The sequence below is a fragment of the Pseudomonas sp. lyk4-TYG-107 genome, from assembly GCF_030209055.1.
GTDB lineage: Bacteria > Pseudomonadota > Gammaproteobacteria > Pseudomonadales > Pseudomonadaceae > Aquipseudomonas > Aquipseudomonas putida_A.
Genome location: NZ_JARVST010000009.1, coordinates 107,480 through 124,326, shown reverse-complemented (window position 1 = coordinate 124,326; position 16,847 = coordinate 107,480). Strand labels below are relative to the sequence as shown.

Here is a 16,847-nt window from a genome sequence, read left to right as displayed (position 1 = left end):
ACCTGAAGGTAGTTTTATTGTTCTCTGCCCGGTTGCGGGTCACTCCTGAGAGCACCCTGAAAAGCACACCTTCTCCAAAAAAATCTGTTAGCTGCGTCTCTGCCGTGTTGTTTTTGTTATGTCAGAGTCGGTACGTCTTATTTTTATTGGTTTGCTGCTTTTTATTCTTGTTATGCCATAGAGATAGCAGAAGCCGTGCCAACTTTTTAAAACCCTTGTAAATCAAGGGCTTGATATTTTTGAAGGATTTTTCCTTCAGGGCAAACCAGACAATTTGTTTCCGTGTTACTCGTCTACGCCCACGTTTCCGACGCAGCGGTAACACCTTCGCCCTCACTGGGCGTTACGGGCCTTGGCCACACGCGAACCGCTCGGGCGACCGAGCACCGCGCTGATCTGCTGACCCGCCGCAATCAAGGCGTCCAGGTCGATACCGGTCTCGATGCCCAGGCCGTTGAGCAGGTACACCACGTCTTCGGTGGCGACGTTACCGCTCGCGCCTTTGGCGTACGGGCAGCCGCCGAGGCCGGCGATAGAGCTGTCGAACACCGCGATGCCTTCCAGCAGGCTGGCATAGATGTTGGCCATCGCCTGGCCGTAGGTGTCGTGGAAGTGCCCGGCGAGTTTCTCCCGTGGCACCTGCGCCGACACCACTTCGAACAACCGCCGGGTCGCGCCGGCGGTGCCGGTGCCGATGGTGTCGCCAAGGGACACTTCGTAGCAGCCCATCGCATACAACTCGCGGGCGACCATCGCCACTTGTTCCGGTGCGACCTCGCCTTCATAAGGGCAACCGAGCACGCAGGACACGTAACCGCGCACGGTAACGCCGTGCTGTTTCGCGGCCTCCATGATCGGTGCGAAGCGCGCCAGACTTTCGCTGATCGAGCAATTGATGTTGCGCTGCGAGAACGCCTCGGACGCCGCAGCGAACACCGCGACTTCTTTCACACCGGCCGCCAGTGCATCTTCAAAACCGCGCAGGTTCGGCGCCAGTGCGCCGTAGGTCACGCCGGGTTTGCGCTGGATCTGCGCAAACACTTCGGCGGATCCGGCCATCTGCGGCACCCATTTCGGCGAGACAAAACTGCCGACTTCGATATAACCAAGGCCGGCGGCGCTCAGGGCGTCGACCAGTTGCACCTTGTCAGCCACGCTGATCGGTTGGGCTTCGTTCTGCAAGCCATCGCGCGGGCCGACTTCGATCAGGCGTACTTGGGAGGGGAGGGACATGGGTTGACCTGCTCATTTTCGGAATTACATGAGGTCCCTGTGGGAGCGGGCTTGCTCGCGAAGGCGGTGTATCAGATACAAAATTTGTCGCCTGACACTCCGCCTTCGCGAGCAAGCCCGCTCCCACAGGGAATGAGTTGTGGCTGATTACTGCGCTATCTGCTGGCCCTTGAGCGTCTGCTCCAACGCCTGCACGCAGCGCTCTTCAGCGGTGTCGAGTTCAAGCTTCATCTGTTCGATGTCGAGCAACTGCTGCTCGAGCTGTTCGCGGCGCTCGCCGATTTTTGCCAGCATGCTGTTGAGCTGTTTGGTGTTACCGCTGGACGGGTCATAGAGCTCGATCAGCTCACGGCATTCGGCCAGGGAGAAACCGATGCGCTTGCCGCGCAGGATCAGCTTCAGGCTGACCTTGTCGCGCGGCGAGTAGATGCGTTCCTGGCCACGACGCTCGGGGCTGAGCAGGCCTTGTTCTTCATAAAAGCGGATCGCCCGGGTGGTGATGTCCAGCTCGCGGGCGAGGTCGGAAATGCTGTAGGTCTGGCTGCTCATGAAAGCGCTCGGAAAAAGGTCTTGGCGCTAAGCTAATGGCGAGTTGACGTTTACGTCAAGCAGGATGATCTGCGGTGTTCTTGTGGGCCTCATCGCGAGCAGGCTCACTCCTACAATTGAAACGCGGTCGTATGTAGGAGTGAGCCTGCTCGCGATGCCAGCGACTCGGTGCAAAGACTTACACTTTGTCCAGCTTCTTCTCCTGCGCCGCCACCTGCTGGCACAACTCGATGATCTGCTCGCGCATCCAGCGATTGGCCGGGTCCTGGTCGGTGCTTTCATGCCAGTACAGGTGAGTCTCCAGCGGCGGCACGTCGTTGACCGGCAGGTTGAACGCATGCAAGTCGTTACGCCGGGCAAAGCGCTCGGGTACCGTCATCACCATGTCGGTCTGCTGCATGACCTGCGACGCCATCAGATAATGCTGCGAGCGCAGGGCGATCTTGCGCTGAATGCCCATTTTGCCCAGCGCCAGATCCACGTAGCCCAGCCCGCTGCGACGACTGGATATATGGATGTGGGTCAGCGACAGATAGTCATCCAGCGACAGTTTTTCCTTGCCCGCCAGCGGATGGCCCTTGCGCATCGCACAGACGTAACGGTCCTCCATCAGCTTGACGTGACGCACCTGCGGGTCAGTGTTGAGCGGTGCATCGACGGCGAAATCCAGGCGCCCGGCAGCCAGTTCCTTTGTGGTTTCGCGGCGTTTGGACAGGAAACTCTCGATGATCACCGTCGGCGCCAGACGCCGCAAACGCTGGAACAGCGGCGGCAGAATCACTGCTTCGGTGAGGTCGGTCATGCTGATGCGATAAGTCTTCACCGCCTGCGCCGGGTTGAAAATCCGGCTCTCCTGGACCGACACCCGCAGCAGCGACAGCGCGTTGCGCACCGGACCGATGATGTTCTGTGCCATCGGCGTCGGCACCATGCCCTGGGCGGTGCGCACGAACAGCGGATCGTTGAAGGTCTCGCGCAACCGCGCCAGCGCGTTGGACACCGCCGGCTGGGTAATCCCGACAATCTGCCCGGCGCGGGTCAGGTTGGCTTCGGTGTAAATCGCGTCGAAGACGATGAAAAGGTTGAGGTCGACCTTACTCAGATTCATAACGCGGCTTCTCTTGTTCTAGGGGCTGACGATCAGCGGATCATATATCGGTGATGAATGTTTATACACGCCGAGAATAGGCTAGGTAAATTATCAGCGCTGTTCTAGCATCGATTGCATGATCTGAACAACCTCTGCCTAAAGAAGGTAATTGCTCATGGATTTCGCTTATTCGCCCAAGGTGCAAGAACTGCGTGAGCGCGTGACCGCGTTCATGGACGCATACGTTTACCCGGCCGAAGCCGTGTTCGAACGCCAGGTTGCCGAGGGCGATCGCTGGCAGCCGACCGCGATCATGGAAGAGCTCAAAGCCAAGGCCAAGGCTGAAGGGCTGTGGAATCTGTTCCTGCCGGAATCGGAACTCGGCGCCGGCCTGACCAACCTTGAATACGCACCGCTGGCGGAAATCATGGGCCGTTCTTTGTTGGGGCCGGAGCCGTTCAACTGCTCGGCGCCGGACACCGGCAACATGGAAGTGCTGGTGCGCTACGCCAACGAAGAGCAGAAACAGCGCTGGCTCGAACCGCTGCTGCGCGGCGAGATCCGCTCGGCGTTCGCCATGACCGAGCCTGACGTGGCCTCGTCCGACGCCACCAACATGGCCGCCCGCGCCGTGCGTGATGGCGACGAGTGGGTGATCAACGGCAAGAAATGGTGGACTTCCGGCGCCTGCGATCCGCGCTGCAAGATCCTGATCTTCATGGGCCTGAGCAACCCCGACGCACCGCGCCATGCGCAGCACTCGATGATCCTCGTGCCGGTCGATACCCCCGGGGTGAAAATCGTCCGTCCGCTGCCGGTGTTCGGCTACGACGATGCACCGCACGGCCACGCCGAAGTGCTGTTCGACAACGTGCGCGTGCCGTACGAAAACGTCCTGCTCGGTGAAGGACGCGGCTTCGAAATCGCTCAAGGTCGCCTCGGCCCAGGGCGGATTCACCACTGCATGCGCTCGATCGGCATGGCTGAACGTGCGCTGGAATTGATGTGCAAGCGCTCGGTGAGTCGCACCGCGTTCGGCAAACCGCTGGCGCGTCTGGGCGGTAACGTCGACAAGATCGCTGACTCGCGGATGGAAATCGACATGGCGCGCCTGCTGACCCTGAAAGCGGCGTACATGATGGACACCGTCGGCAACAAAGTGGCGAAGAGCGAGATCGCGCAGATCAAGGTCGTCGCGCCGAACGTGGCGCTGCGGGTGATCGACCGGGCGATCCAGATCCACGGCGGGGCCGGGGTTTCCAACGATTTCCCGCTGGCCTATATGTACGCCATGCAGCGCACCCTGCGCCTGGCCGACGGCCCGGACGAAGTGCACCGCGCGGCAATCGGCAAGTTCGAGATCGGCAAGTATGTGCCGAAGGAAATGCTGCGTAGCGAGCGCTGATCTTAGACCAAGTTATCGTTCATCGCTGGCAAGCCAGCTCCCACAGTTTTTTGAACGTACATGAATTTTGTGTACGACTCGGACACTGTGGGAGCTGGCTTGCCAGCGATGACTTAAGCCGATTCAGTGCATCAACATCAGGTCTAATACACCCAAACCTCAACCCGCCGATTCTTGATCCTGCCTTCATCCGCACTGTTCGCCGCCACCGGCATCAACGCGCCAAACCCGCGCACTTCGCGCATCACCACGCCGTTCTTCACCAGTTCGCGACGCACCGCCATCGCCCGCAACTTCGACAGCAGGTCGGCGCGGGCCGGATCGTCTTTCTCGTCGCCAAAACCCACCAGCGTCACCGCGCGCTCGGTCTTGTCGTGGCGCTGTATATAGTCGAGCACCCGCGCCAGATCCTGCCGCGCCTTGTTGTCGAGGCTGGCGCTGCCTTCCTCGAAACGGAAATTCACCGTCAGACGCTGGGCATGGCGGCTGAGGGATTGATAACCCTCGGGCATCAGCGCATTCGGTGTCACGGTCATCGCGTGCACGGTCTGGCTGATGAAGCCGTTGGCCGCGACAATCTTCTGGCCCTGTGGGCTTTGCGCAAACGCCACCAGTGCCGATGCCCACGGATTCTGGTTGCCGGGCGGCAGATAAAAGAACAGGCGCCGCGACAGCGGATAGTCCTCAGTGGCAATCAGACTGTTGAGCGGCAACATCGATTGCGATGCGCCGTCGGCAATCGCCACGGCTTTGGCCTGACGCACATACGGCAGACCGATGAAACCGATACCCTGCGGATCACTGCTCACCGCGTCGGACAATTGCTCGCTGGATTCGAAGCGTTTCGCACTGGAACTCAGACTTTTCCCACGCCGACCCAGCACCAGTTCCTTGAACGTGTCGTAAGTGCCGGACTGATCATCCCGCGCATATAAATGAATCGCGCCGCCGCGACCGCCGAGGTCTTCCCAGGTTTTCACCTCACCGCTGAAGATCCGCGCCAGTTGCTCGGTGTCCAGTTGCTGCAGTGGGTTGTCGGGGTGAAGGATGATCGCCAGACCGTCGATGGCAATCACCTGCTCGGCGGCGGCGCTTTTCAGATCGCCGAGCGCTTGCAGGCTGAGCAGTTCGCTGTCCTTGATCGGTCGGGAGGAGGCGGCGAGGTCGGCACTGGCGCTTTTCAGCGCGGTGAACCCGGTGCTGGAACCGTGGGCGGCGACTTCAATCACCACCCGTTTGCCTTGGGCAGTCTGGCCGACGATGTGTTGTTCGTTGGCGGCGTCGGGGTTCTCGCGGTGAATTTTCAGCAGGCCCTGGTCCTGCAGAAAGCCTTCAACCAACGCCGGGCCAAGGTCGGCGCCAATGGTGTTGGAACCCTGAATGCGCAACGCCGGGCCGTTTTCAGGGATGGGCAGGGTGGCGGCACTGACCGTCAGCCATGCACTCGACAGAAAAGCGAACAGAACACGCAGGGTCATGCCGGCACCGAATCAAGCCAAGGGGATTGCCGGGGAGATTAAGTCAGGCGCATGACCAAAACATGACAGGGATCCAATGTAGGAGTGAGTCCGTGGTGAGGGGATTTATCCCCGATGGTTGGCGAAGCCGACCCAAAATCTTCATTTCGATCTACTAGAGACGACTGGGGCCGCTTCGCAGCCCATCGGGGATAAATCCCCTCACCACAGGCTCACTCGTACAGGGAGAAGCGTTGTGAATCAGCTCAGTTCAAGCCAGATCGGCGCATGATCCGACGGTTTTTCCATGCCGCGCAGTTCATAGTCCACGCCCGCATCCTTGACCCTTGGCAGCAAACCATGGGACGCCAGGATCACGTCGATCCGCAGGCCACGTTTCGGTTCGTCTTCAAACCCACGGCTGCGATAGTCGAACCAGCTGAACATGTCGGTCACGTCCGGGTTCAAGTGGCGATAGCTGTCGGTCAGGCCCCAGTTTTTCAGGCGGGCCATCCACTCGCGCTCTTCCGGCAGGAAGCTGCATTTGCCGGTTTTCAACCAGCGCTTCATGTTGTCCGGGCCGATGCCGATGTCGCAGTCTTCCGGGGAAATGTTCACATCGCCCATCACCACCAGCGGCTGTTCGTTGTGGAACTGGCTTTCCAGCAGGGTTTGCAGGTCGCTGTAGAAGCGTTGCTTGGCCGGGAATTTGGTCGGGTGGTCGCGGCTTTCGCCCTGCGGGAAGTAGCCGTTCATGATGGTCACCGGCACGCCATTGGCGTCGGCGAAAGTGCCCCAGATAAAGCGGCGCTGGGCGTCTTCTTCATCGCTGGCGAAACCTTTGTGGATCGCAAGCGGTTCTTTGCGCGACAGCAGCGCGACGCCGTAATGGCCTTTCTGACCGTGGAAATAAACGTGGTAGCCCAGCGCACGCACTTCTTCCAGCGGGAACTGGTCGTCGTGGACCTTGGTTTCCTGCAGGCCGATCACGTCCGGCTGATGCTTTTCGATCAGCGCTGCCAGCTGATGCGGACGGGCGCGCAGTCCGTTGATGTTGAAGGAAACAATCTTCATGGTCGGCAGTCCTGGCAAAAGGGCGATGCTAGCTGACATGTGGGATGGGGGCCAGTGTGGGGTGGGAGAAATCATTTTCATCTGTGGGATGTGGGTTGCCCGAGCTGACGCCATCGCGAGCAGGCTCGCTCCTACAATTGGAATGCGTACCCCCTGTAGGAGTGAGCCTGCTCGCGATGGCGGCCGCCCAGTCGATGAAGATCCCGAGTTGGTCTATACCTGTGGGGAACTGCGCCACCGGCAAAAGGTTCGTACCATCAAGAGCGCAGTCATTTGAGCCGCGCCCCGGGGAGAATCACCGTCATGCCTGAAACCCAGACCGCCATCGCCGACATCCACATGCTCGACCGCGGTTACTCGCGCGAAGCCCGATCACTGCTGTATCAGGCCTATCGCCACGAGCCGACCTTCGGTTACCTGTTCGAGGCCGAGCGGCCGGGTTACGAGCAGCGCGTGCGGGCCACGGTGCGCGAACTGGTCAAACAGCATTTTCTGCAGGATCAGCCGGCCATCGGCCTGTTGGTCAACGACCGGCTGATCGGCATCGCCCTGATCGCGCCGCCGCAACGGCGTCTGGGGATCACCGAAAGTTGGGCATGGCGCCTGCGCATGGTGCTCAGCACCGGATTCCGCTGCACCCGGCGTTATCTGGAATACCACGATGCGGTGGCCGCCTGCGTGCCCAGCGATTCGGTGCACATGCTGCCGTTGCTGGGGATTCATCCGCAGTTTCAAGGCAAACACTTCGGCGAGCAGTTACTGACCGCCGTGCATAACTGGTGCGCGGTGGACGAAACCTCGCAAGGCGTGGTGCTCGACACCGGCAACCCGCGTTACCTGGAATTCTATAAACGCCAGGGCTACGAAGAGATCGGTGAAGTGGCCGTCGGCCCGGTGCGCGAGCACGTGTTTTTCCACGCCAATCCGCAGGTGTTACAAACTGCAACGGCTTAGCCATAGAACTTTTCAGGAAATTTCCTGTTCTATCACGCTCCCAAGCCCGTGATAGCATCCGCGCCTATGAAGTTTCCAGGAAGATTTACCAGTGGCGTGCTCATGCTGTTAACCAGCTGCGCGGCGCTGGCGCAAAGTGAATTGGACGTGCGGATCAAACCGTCCAACGATGAACTCAAGGCCAATATAGAAGGTTATATCGGCAGCCTTGGCGATCGTGACGAACAAGCCTTGCTGCGCTTCAGTCGCGGGGCCGAGGAGCAGGCGCGCAAAGCGGCGCAGGCCTTGGGTTATTACCAGCCGCAGATCGACAGTGACGTGAAGGGCGGCGAAAAGCCGCGCCTGGTGCTGAACATCGATCCTGGCGAGCCGATTCGTCTGCGCAACGTCACCATCCGCGTCGACGGGCCTGCCGCCTCCCTCAAATCCTTTCGTGTGCCGAGCAGTGACACGCTCAAGTCCGGCGCGGTGCTCAACCATGGGCGTTATGAAGACGCCAAACGCCTGATCCAGAACCAGGCCTCGCGCTTCGGCTTTTTCAGTGGCCATTTCACCAGCCAGAAACTTTTGGTCGACCCGCGTGCCGGGGTGGCCGACGTTGAATTGATCTACGAAAGCGGCCCGCGTTATGCGCTGGGCAAAGTCAGTTTCGAGGGCGATACGCCGTTCGACGAAGACCTGCTGCAACGCATGGTGCCGTTCAAGGCTGGCGATCCGTATGACTCCGAGCTGATCGCCGAACTCAACCGCGACCTGCAATCGAGTGGCTATTTCGAAGGCGTGCGCGTCGATGCGGCGCCGACGGCGGCGAAAAACGATGTGATCCCGGTCGACGTCAAACTCGACACCCGCAAGCCACGCACCATGGGCCTGGGCCTCGGTTATTCGACCGATGTCGGCCCACGGATCAAGGCCAACTGGACACGCCACTGGGTCAACCCGCAGGGCGACAGTTACGGCTGGGAAGCCGAATTGTCGGCGCCACGGCAGAACGTCGGGTTGTTCTATGACATCCCGCTCGACCCACCGCTGACCGACAAACTGCGTTGGGCCGGTGGTTATCAATTTGAAAACATCGACGGCTCCGACACCCTGAGCAAGCTGCTGACCTTCGGCCCGGAATGGCACAGTAAGTTGCCCAGCGGCTGGCAGCGAGTGATCTCGCTGAAATGGCAGCGCGAAGAATATGAACTCGGCGACGACTCCGGCCTGAGTACCTTGTTGATGCCCGGCATCAGTTACTCGTACCTGAAAAGCGACAACCGCATCGATCCGCACAACGGCTATCGCCTGACCTTTGAAAGCAAGGTGGCGAAGGAAGGCCTCGGTTCGGACAACAACCTTTTATATGGCACGGCGTTGATCAAAGGCCTGACCACGGTGTTCGACAACCACCGCTTCCTCGGTCGGGTGCAGGTCGGCGGCAGCGCCACCAATGGCTACAACTCGGTACCACCGTCGCTGCGTTTCTTCGCCGGTGGCGATCAGAGCGTGCGCGGTTACGACTACCAGAGCCTGTCCCCGGAAAACTCCAAGGGCGATCGCATCGGCGGCCGCTACATGGTGGCCGGCAGCGTCGAGTATCAGTACTCGATTGCCGAGAAATGGCGGGTCGCGACTTTCGTCGACCAGGGCAACTCCTTCAACAAACTCGAACTGCCGAACCTCAAGACCGGGGTCGGTATCGGTGTGCGCTGGGTCTCGCCGGTGGGGCCGATCCGCCTCGACCTGGCCCACGCGCTGGACGACGACGGCGGCATCCGGCTGCACTTTTCCATGGGGCCTGAGCTGTGAAGCGTGGTTTGAAAATAGCGGCACTGACGCTGCTGGCGTTGCTGTTGTTAATTGTATTGAGCATCAGCGCGGTACTCGGAACGCAAGCCGGCAGCCGCTGGGTGCTGGGTCTGGTGCCGGGTTTGAGTGTGGAGAATTTCCAGGGCCGTCTCGGTGGCCAATGGAGCGCCGATCATCTGCTGTGGCAGCAGGACAGCAGTCGCGTCGAGCTGAACAAGGCAATCTTCGCCTGGTCACCGCTATGCCTGACTCGCATGACTTTGTGCATCGAACAGCTCAAGGCCGATCAGGTCATTCTGCAATTCCCGCCGAGTGAAGAAACCACTGAAAGCGGCCCGATCAAACTGCCGGATCTGCAACTGCCGGTGGCCATCGAACTCGGCGACGTACAAGTCGGCAGCCTGCTGTTCAACGGCAGCGAGCAGCTCAAGGGCCTGCAACTGGCGGCGCACTGGACCGCTCAAGGCATGCAGATCGACAGCGTGAAACTGCAGCGCGACGACCTGAGCCTGAACCTCTCCGGCTTGCTGCAACCGACCGGCAACTGGCCGCTGAACATCGCCGGTGACCTGAGCCTGCCGTCCCCAGGCACTGGCCCATGGACGCTGGCGTTGAAAGTCGACGGCGATCTGCTGAAAACCCTCAACCTGCACGCCGATAGTCGTGGCTACCTCGACGGCCAGTTGAGCGGCGAACTGCAACCGCTGGCGGAAAACCTGCCGGCCACGGTGCGCATCACCTCGGACGCATTCAAACCGAGCGCCGATCTGCCGGACACTCTGCAACTCAATCAACTGGTTTTGACCGGCGAAGGTGACTTGAAAAACGGTTACCAGTTAAACGGCAATGCCACGTTGCCCGCCGATAAAGGCCCGGTGGTGCTGCTGCTCAAAGGCAAGGTCGATGCCAGCGGCGCGCAGATCGCCGGCCTCGACCTGACGGCCAACGATAAGCAAAGCCTCAAGCTCACCGGCAGCGTTGACTGGAGCAAGGGCCTCACGGCTCAGGCCAACATCAACTGGCAGGATTTCCCGTGGCATCGGCTGTATAACGAAATCGACGAGCCGCAAGTCGCCTTGCGCACCTTCACCGGCGAAGTCTCCTACACCGACGGTCAGTACCTCGGTAACTTCGCCGCCGACCTCGATGGCCCGGCGGGAGCGTTCAGCCTGAGCAGTCCGTTCAGCGGCAGCCTGAAGCAAATCGCCTTGCCACAGCTGAAGATGGAAGCGGGGCAGGGCAAGGCTGAAGGGCATGTCAACGTGCAGTTCGCCGATGGCATCGCCTGGGACACGGCGCTGGATCTGTCGGCACTCAACCCGGCGTACTGGGTTGCGGAGCTGCCGGGCACCCTGGCCGGGCCGCTGCGCAGCAAAGGCGAAATGAAGAACGATCGCCTGAGCCTCAGCGCCGACCTCGACCTCAAAGGCAAATTGCGCGGGCAACCGGCAATCCTCCAGGCCAAGGCCGACGGTGCCGGTGAGCAATGGAACCTCAACGCCCTGCAAATCCGCCTCGGCGACAACAGCATCAGCGGCAAGGGCAGCCTGCAACAGAAACTCACCGGCCAGATCGACATCAAACTGACGCGTCTGGCCCAGCTCTGGCCGCAGTTGCGCGGGCAGGTCACGGGTCAGGTCAACGTTGCCGGTACGCTGAAAGCACCGCAAGGCAAACTCGGCCTGCAAGGTTCGCAACTGGCGTTCCAGGACAATCGCCTGCAAAGCCTCAACCTCGATGCCACGCTCGACAGCGCGCAACGGGCGAAGATCGACCTCAAGGGCAGCGGGATTCAGGCCGGCGACACCAACCTCGGTGTGTTGACCGCCAGCGCGCAGGGCGACATCAAGAGCCAGAAACTCAACCTCGACCTGCTCGGGCCGAAGCTGAAACTGGCCCTCGGTCTGGACGGCAATCTGGACAAGGGCAACTGGCGCGGCCGTCTGGCCAGCGGCGATATTCAGGCCGGCGGCCAAGACTGGAAACTGCAGAGCCCGGCCAAACTCGAACGCCTCGCCGACGGCAAGATCAACTTCGGCGCGCACTGCTGGATGTCCGGCAATGCCAGCCTGTGCGGTGAAGATCAGCGCCTGCTGCCGGAGCCGAAACTGCGTTACCACCTCAAGCAGTTCCCGATTGAAAGCCTCGCACAATGGCTACCGAAAGACTTCGCCTGGCAGGGCAAGCTCAACGCCGACCTGCAACTGGATCTGCCGGCCAGCGGCCCCAACGGTGTGGTCAGCGTCGACGCCAGCGGCGGCACCTTGCGCATAAAGGAAAAGGATCAGTGGCTGGACTTCCCGTACCAGACCCTGAAGCTCACCAGCAAACTCACACCGAAGCGCGTCGATACCGAACTCAACTTCGTCGGCGGCAAGCTCGGCGAACTGATGGTGCAGGCACAGCTCAATCCGTTGCCGAAAAACAAACCGCTGAGTGGTTCTTTCCGTCTCAGCGGGCTGGACCTTTCGGTGGCGCGGCCGTTTGTGCCGATGGTCGAGAAACTGACCGGGCGCCTGAACGGCAGCGGCACGATTTCCGGCGGGCTGCTGGCGCCGCTGGTCAACGGCACGGTGAAACTCAGCGACGGCGAAGTTTCCGGCGCCGAGCTGCCGATGGAACTCAAGAACCTGCAACTGCAAGCGGTGATTGCCGGCGAATCGGTGCGCCTCGACGGTGGCTGGAACAGCGGCAAGACCGGCCAGGGCAGCCTCAATGGCAACGTCGCGTGGGGGCAGGCGCTGATAGTCGATCTGGCGCTCAAGGGCACGCAATTGCCGGTCACCGTTGAACCGTACGCCAAGCTTGAAGTGGCGCCGGACCTGAAGATTTCCATGGCCGGCGATGAGCTGAAGATTGCCGGCAAGGTACAGGTGCCGCGAGGCGAAATTACCGTGCGTGAACTGCCGCCATCGACGGTAAAGGTTTCCGACGACACGATCATCGTCGGCGCGCAGACCGAAGAGGGCAAACCACCGCTGGCGATGAAGATGGACATCGACGTGGTGGTCGGCGAAGACAAACTGAGCTTCGCCGGGTTCGGCCTGACCGCCAACCTGCAAGGTCACGTGCACATCGGCGACAACATGGACACCCGTGGCGAGCTGTGGCTCAACGACGGCCGTTACCGTGCCTACGGCCAGCGCCTGAACGTGCGTCGTGCGCGGCTGCTGTTTGCCGGCCCGATCGATCAGCCGTATCTGGACATCGAAGCGATCCGCCAGACCGACGACGTGATCGCCGGTATCCGCCTGAGCGGCAGCGCCGAGCAACCGACCACGCAAATCTTCTCCGAACCGGCCATGAGTCAGGAGCAGGCGTTGTCCTACCTGGTACTGGGGCGTCCGCTGAGCACCAACGGCGAAGACAACAACATGCTCGCGCAAGCGGCGTTGGGCCTGGGCTTGATGGGCAGTTCCGGGGTCACCAGCGGCCTGGCCAAAGACCTTGGGATTCAGGACTTCCAGCTCGACACCCAGGGCAGCGGCAACACCACCAGCGTGGTCGCCAGCGGCAACATCTCCGAAAAGCTCAGCCTGCGTTATGGCGTCGGCGTGTTCGAGCCAGCCAACACCATCGCGCTGCGTTACAAGCTGAGCAAGAAGGTATATGTCGAAGCCGCCAGCGGTGTCGCCAGTTCGCTGGATATCTTCTACAAGCGCGATTTCTGAGAACGTGGCCAATAGCCGGGTCGTGACGCTGCGATCCGGTTTTTCCAGGATGTATTAGACTCACCGAACCCTCAAAACCTTGCCGGTTGCGCCTATGGTCCGCTTGAGTATGGTCTTGCTCGGTAATGACTTTGTCCGCAAGCGTTGGTCAGCACTGGCGCTGACCGGCATTGTCTGGGGCGCGGCCGGGGTGGCGATCTTCATCGATGCGCTGGATGGCGTTTTGTATTTCCCGCTGCATCTCTTCGGCTATCTGTTGTTGCTCGAAGCGCTGATCCTGCTGCTGGTGCCGGCACCGCAGACCGGGACCGCTGCGGCCCTGCGTAAAGCGCGAGGTCTGGCGTTTCTCTTGCTGGGGCTGCTGATCGTTGACCGGCAACATGCTGCCGGGCTGATTCTGGCGGTGCTGTTTGGCGGGGCTTTCATCGTTGATGGGGTCTTCAGGCTGGCGGCTGCGGTGGTGGTGCGCTTTGTCGGCTGGCAAGTGTCGCTGCTGGCCGGGTTGTTCGAACTCGGCTTTGGCGTGTTTATCCTTGAGCCGTATCCGACGCTGTACAAGGGCACGGTTCCGTTCTGCATCGGCATGAGCCTGTTTCTCTCGGGGTGTGCGTTGTTGCGCCAAGCCGTGCGCTTCAGGCACCTGCCGCCGCTGACAAACCCTGTTGCGCTCAGTGCGCCGGCCAGCAGCGACGCATTGGTCATTCATGTCTGGACCCCCAGCGGCACCGTCGATGACACTCTGGTGCGCAATCGCCTGCTCAACCGCTATATCGCCGCGGTCGACATCAACGGCGTGATCTCCGCCGGCCACGCGGCACTGGAATGTGGCCCGGACATTTACATCAGCCATTACCCGCTGGACGACATCGATCGTTCGGCGGGGGATTTCGTGCGCTTGTTGCGGGCGACGCCGAACAACGATGTCGACGGGCGGTTTCTGCCGGACTATGCCGGCGAGGTGGCCGACTGGTGCCCGTCTTCGGTTCAGGTCAGTTTTGCTCACTACGACGCCCGGCGGTTGCAGGCGTTCTGGAGCGAATATCGGCAGAACAGCACGTACAATCTCACCAGCCGCAACTGCTCGAGTGCCGTCGCCCATAGCCTCGAAGCAGCCCTTGAAGGAGCGATGAATCGCGGGCATTCGAGCATGCTCGATTTCGCCAGAGTGATACTCAGCCCCGAGTTCTGGGTGGCGGCGCAGGTGCGTAAACGCGCCGAAGTGATGGCCTGGACGCCCGGTCTGGTGCTCGATTACGCACGGGCGCTGCATGCCGCCATCGAGCCGGCACCGCCGGGCTGGCACAGCATGTATGCGGTGATCAAACGCGCTTGCGGTTATGCAGTGACTGCTTTGCGCGGGCGTGAAGTGCATCCCCTCCAGCCGCCGGCTGTGCATCCTTCCGACAAATCCTGACCGACGTTACACCGAGTCGCTGCCTTTGCGAGCAGGCTCGCTCCCACAGGTTTTGGGTCCTTGCCAATATTGTCTGGCTGACGCATGACCCTGTGGGAGCGAGCCTGCTCGCGAAAGCGTCAGTGCGGGCAACACAAAAATCCACTCCACTGGTCAACTAATTACAAAGCAACCTAACTATTACGTTGACATTCGCTGCCTAGGCAGTAACATCTCGACATACATTCACTGCCTAGGCAGTTATTAGGTGGGCACATGAAGCATTTCACCCCGGACGAATTCAAACACTGCCATCTCGGCCTGTTGCTCGGCCGTGCCGCGCTGCTCAAGGACCGGATCATCGACACCCACATGGAACCCCACGGCATCACCGCCGCGCAGTTCAAGGTGTTGATCATCATGGCCCAGTTCGGCGTCGACACCCCGGCCGAGTTGTGCCGGCACCTGTCGCTGGACAGCGGTTCGATGACACGCATGCTCGATCGTCTGGAGCAGAAAGGTTTCCTGGCTCGCCAACGCAGCGAAGGCGATCGCCGTCAGGTGCAGCTCAAGCTCACCGAGCAGGGCCAGCAATTGGCCGATCGCCTGCCATACATCGGTGCCGATGCGATGAATGAACTGGCCGGCGCGATCTCCCGCGAAGAGCTGAAGACCCTGGAATACATCCTCAAGAAAATCCTGCTGGCAGCCGGTGATCCGATCACTATCCAGCGGTTAGGTGAACACAATGAGCGGTAAAACCTTGCGCAGCAGCCTGACCCTGGTGCTGTCGGCGATGATCCTCGCCGGCTGCGCCAACTACAGCGGCCTCGACACTCAGGGCAAAAGCCTGGATGCGAAAAGCCTGAAAGTCGGCCAGTCGCTCAACGGCGTGACCCTGTCGCCGGCCGCCTGGCCGAAGAGCGACTGGTGGACCAGCCTTGGCGATCCGCAACTCGACGGGCTGATCCGCGAAGCGCTGCACGACAGCCCGGACATGCAGATCGCCGAAGCCCGCGCGCATCAGGCCAGCGCCGCCGCGTATGCCGCCGATGCCGAACGCTATCCGACCCTCGACGCCAGCGCCGGCATCAGCCGTTCGCGCCTGGCCAAGGATCAGGATCCGCGCGGGCAGGGCGATGCTTACGCCACCGTGCGTAACGTCAGCGCCGGTTTCAATTACAACTTCGACCTCTGGGGCGGCCAGCGTGATGCCTGGGAAGCTGCACTCGGTCAGGCTCGCGCTGCCGAAGTCGACCGTCAGGCCGCGCAATTGACCCTCGCCGCCGACGTGGCCCGCGCCTACAGCGATCTGGGGCAAGCGCATATCGTTTACGACCTGGCCAACGACGATCTGAAACGCACCAAACAGATGCTCGATCTGAGCCAGCGCCGCTTGAGTGCCGGGATCGACAGCCAGTACCAGTTCCAGCAAACCCAAAGCCTTGAGGCCAGTTCCGAAGCCAGCCTGATCGACGCTGAAAAACGTCTGAACAGCGCGAAAATCGCCCTGGCCGTGCTGCTCGGCAAAGGCCCGGATCGCGGCAACGAAATCGCCCGGCCGAAAGTCCTGCAAGCCAGCGCTGTAGCGGTGCCGTCGGTATTGCCTGCGGAACTGCTCGGTCGGCGTCCGGATCTGGTCGCTGCGCGCTGGCGCGTAGAGGCGGCGAGCAAAGACATCGAATCGGCGAAAACCCGCTTCTATCCCAACTTGAACCTCACCGCGTCCGCCGGTGCCGAATCCTTGTTGGGTGACGCGATGTTCGGGTCGGCCAGTCGTTTCTTCAGCATCGCCCCGACCATTTCGGTGCCGATCTTCGACGGTGGACGCCTGCGCGCCAACCTCGATGCGCGCGACGCCGATTACGATCTGGCGGTGGCGCAGTACAACAAAAGTCTGGTGAAAGCACTGGGCGATGTCAGCGACACGATCAACCAGTTGCGTGACATCGGCCGGCAGATCGGCGCGCAGCAACACGCCACCGAGATTGCTCAGGATTCTTACAACACCGTCGTTCAGCGTTACGGTTCCGGCATCGGCAACTACCTGGACGTGCTCAGCATCGAGCAGCAATTGCTGCAGGCCCAGCGTCAGCTGGCCAACCTCAATGCCGAGCAGATCGACCTGTCGATTCAACTGATGCAAGCGCTGGGCGGCGGCTTTCAGGGTGAAACCCTGACCGCAGCCAACGCCACCCCAGCCACGTCGCACAACTAATTCAGGTAT

12 protein-coding genes are annotated in these 16,847 nt (G+C 61.0%); 7 read left to right on the top strand and 5 right to left on the bottom strand.

Going from position 1 to position 16,847, the window contains the following annotated elements:
* Positions 1-333 precede the first annotated feature (333 nt).
* From QRN61_RS09885 to QRN61_RS09875, 3 genes are all read right to left on the bottom strand, one after another.
* Entirely contained in the window at positions 334-1,233 is a 900-nt protein-coding gene (locus tag QRN61_RS09885) for a hydroxymethylglutaryl-CoA lyase (protein ID WP_027614624.1), read from the bottom strand.
* Between the two features lie 147 nt (positions 1,234-1,380).
* Complete coding sequence (locus QRN61_RS09880) at positions 1,381-1,782, bottom strand: MerR family transcriptional regulator (protein ID WP_096795666.1); 402 nt, start codon at positions 1,780-1,782, stop codon at positions 1,381-1,383.
* Between the two features lie 178 nt (positions 1,783-1,960).
* Positions 1,961-2,890 (bottom strand): LysR family transcriptional regulator, encoded by a 930-nt coding sequence (locus QRN61_RS09875; protein WP_027614626.1) that lies wholly within the window; start codon positions 2,888-2,890, stop codon positions 1,961-1,963.
* Between the two features lie 157 nt (positions 2,891-3,047).
* Here QRN61_RS09875 and QRN61_RS09870 point away from each other — a divergent pair, with 157 nt between their 5' ends.
* Complete coding sequence (locus tag QRN61_RS09870; protein ID WP_285373687.1) at positions 3,048-4,277, top strand: acyl-CoA dehydrogenase; 1,230 nt, start codon at positions 3,048-3,050, stop codon at positions 4,275-4,277.
* 143 nt (positions 4,278-4,420) lie between these two features.
* Here QRN61_RS09870 and QRN61_RS09865 read toward each other — a convergent pair whose 3' ends face one another.
* Complete coding sequence (locus tag QRN61_RS09865; RefSeq protein WP_285373686.1) at positions 4,421-5,755, bottom strand: substrate-binding domain-containing protein; 1,335 nt, start codon at positions 5,753-5,755, stop codon at positions 4,421-4,423.
* Between the two features lie 240 nt (positions 5,756-5,995).
* Complete coding sequence (gene xthA, locus QRN61_RS09860; protein WP_247842040.1) at positions 5,996-6,808, bottom strand: exodeoxyribonuclease III; 813 nt, start codon at positions 6,806-6,808, stop codon at positions 5,996-5,998.
* A 303-nt stretch (positions 6,809-7,111) separates the two neighbouring features.
* On the opposite strand from xthA, the gene QRN61_RS09855 reads away from it, so the two are divergent.
* From QRN61_RS09855 to QRN61_RS09830, 6 genes are all read left to right on the top strand, one after another.
* Positions 7,112-7,762, top strand: coding sequence for a GNAT family N-acetyltransferase (locus QRN61_RS09855; RefSeq protein WP_007961094.1), 651 nt, complete (start codon positions 7,112-7,114; stop codon positions 7,760-7,762).
* A gap of 66 nt (positions 7,763-7,828) precedes the next feature.
* Positions 7,829-9,556 (top strand): autotransporter assembly complex protein TamA, encoded by a 1,728-nt coding sequence (locus QRN61_RS09850; RefSeq protein WP_150369679.1) that lies wholly within the window; start codon positions 7,829-7,831, stop codon positions 9,554-9,556.
* Positions 9,553-13,227 (top strand): translocation/assembly module TamB domain-containing protein, encoded by a 3,675-nt coding sequence (locus QRN61_RS09845; protein ID WP_285373685.1) that lies wholly within the window; start codon positions 9,553-9,555, stop codon positions 13,225-13,227. Before QRN61_RS09850 ends, QRN61_RS09845 begins: the two co-directional genes overlap by 4 nt.
* A gap of 94 nt (positions 13,228-13,321) precedes the next feature.
* Entirely contained in the window at positions 13,322-14,641 is a 1,320-nt protein-coding gene (locus QRN61_RS09840) for an HdeD family acid-resistance protein (protein WP_285373684.1), read from the top strand.
* A gap of 255 nt (positions 14,642-14,896) precedes the next feature.
* Positions 14,897-15,379, top strand: coding sequence for a MarR family winged helix-turn-helix transcriptional regulator (locus tag QRN61_RS09835; protein WP_027614634.1), 483 nt, complete (start codon positions 14,897-14,899; stop codon positions 15,377-15,379).
* Positions 15,369-16,838 carry an efflux transporter outer membrane subunit gene (locus QRN61_RS09830; protein ID WP_285373683.1) on the top strand — a complete coding sequence of 490 codons (1,470 nt, stop codon included), beginning with the start codon at positions 15,369-15,371 and terminating at the stop codon, positions 16,836-16,838. The genes QRN61_RS09835 and QRN61_RS09830 overlap by 11 nt, the downstream gene beginning before the upstream one ends.
* The last annotated feature ends 9 nt before the right edge of the window (positions 16,839-16,847 follow it).